Here is a 1,545-nt window from a genome sequence, read left to right as displayed (position 1 = left end):
CTAGAAGAACTCTCTGGTGAATTTAACATTAGTCGAGAACGAGTAAGACAAATTGAAATGCGTGCATTTGAAAAAGTGCAAAATTCTATCAGAGATTCTGCTTTGTCTCAAAGTCAAGTATAAGACTCTAGAATTAGGTATGAAGCCAATTGTTTGCGCATTTTTAAAGTAGAAATGAGAAAAGCGTACATTGGCTTTGTACTTGTAAATTAGTCTGTAGAATCCTTTGAGTTATAGTATACAATTTTATTGAGCGTGTTTGATATAACTAATAAAAATCAATATCGAGAAATAACCTTTTATTTTATTTGCATCTATGTTCTATTTTTCTGATCAAGAACTGTTAGCTTATCTTGTTGTGCAAGCCATTGTCCAATAACTTTATTGAAAATAGACTCACCTGTTGGTCCTTTTGCAAAAGTTAATTCATTTATACGTCCCTTTTTATCCGTTAACACTAAACGCACCCAATCTAATTCTCGCATCAATTGCAAATTTCGATCAAGAAATGGATGATTACCACTCAATGCAACAAGAAAAAAATCATCGTTAATTTTTGTAGAAATAGTTCTTACTAAAGGCTGCCCAATAGATTGTTCGCTTGCTTTAAAGGTTAATGCTTGAACACTGCTTATAGCTTTACCTGAGAATTTATCAGAAAGAATAAAAATAAGATCCATAATATATGCAGCAGGAAATGACCGATCGGTATTGCGACGTAAAATTAACCGTAATGATAGCCCTTCATCAGGAATTGTTATATCACCTTGTATGGCTGTTTCTTCTGGAGCCCCTTTCACATAAGACTCCTTTATAAGCGTCCAGCGAACACTTCCGGTTGCTATCTTTTCTGCATCATAATTTGTACGTGCTTGATAAAAAACAGCTTCACCTAATTTATCAAGCGATTGCAAATTGCTGGAAACAACGGTTGAGATTCCTTCTTCATCCGAAGAATCTGTCGCTTGTTTTAAACCGACATCAATTTCACTCCCATCCTCTAATAAACGTTGTGTTAACTTTCTCTTAACCGAAAGTGCCTTTGGTACTTCGTGAGAAACTTGAAGATTTTCTCCTAATACCTGATAATCATTTGATACAAATACACGCCCACCAATAAAAAAAATACCAATAGTTAAAACAGCAAAACTAACAACAGAAACAGCACTTATCACAATACGCCTTTGCACCAATGATTTATTGGCACGACGTAAAGCCTGAGAAAAAATATGCGAAACAATATGAGGATTATCTTCTTGCGACGAAGAAATCTTTAACGCACAGTTATTAACATGCTGAGAAGGCACGTCAGCCTCCATATTAACAGGCTCTGCATCTGGTATATCTGATACCAAAGGCTCATCAAATAACTTTCTATCCTTTGGATGTGTAACAAAATCCTGCTTTCTTTTTATGTCTACCACTGAAAATTCATTATTCTTTGGTAATATAGTTGTTTTTGTATATTTCTTATCTTCATTTATATTTGTGGGATTCCACCCAATAACTGAAGAAAGCAACTTCTTTTCAACTGCTAAATATTCT

Annotated in this window: 2 protein-coding genes; one reads left to right on the top strand and one right to left on the bottom strand. The window is 34.4% G+C overall.

All coding sequences use genetic code 11. From position 1 onward, the window contains the following. Positions 1–123: sigma factor-like helix-turn-helix DNA-binding protein (locus tag ACFIKE_RS07695; protein ID WP_375649047.1), on the top strand; the 123-nt coding region annotated here is incomplete at its 5' end. A 191-nt stretch (positions 124–314) separates the two neighbouring features. On the opposite strand, the gene ACFIKE_RS07690 is transcribed toward ACFIKE_RS07695, so the two are convergent. Continuing rightward, positions 315–1,545 (bottom strand): hypothetical protein (locus ACFIKE_RS07690; RefSeq protein ID WP_375649044.1); only part of this gene is annotated, 1,231 nt, incomplete at its 5' end.

This window comes from Bartonella sp. MU70NMGDW (assembly GCF_042194085.1).
Lineage (GTDB): Bacteria > Pseudomonadota > Alphaproteobacteria > Rhizobiales > Rhizobiaceae > Bartonella > Bartonella grahamii.
The sequence above is the reverse complement of the archived record's forward strand: the minus strand, read 5'-3'. Positions and strand labels throughout refer to the sequence as shown.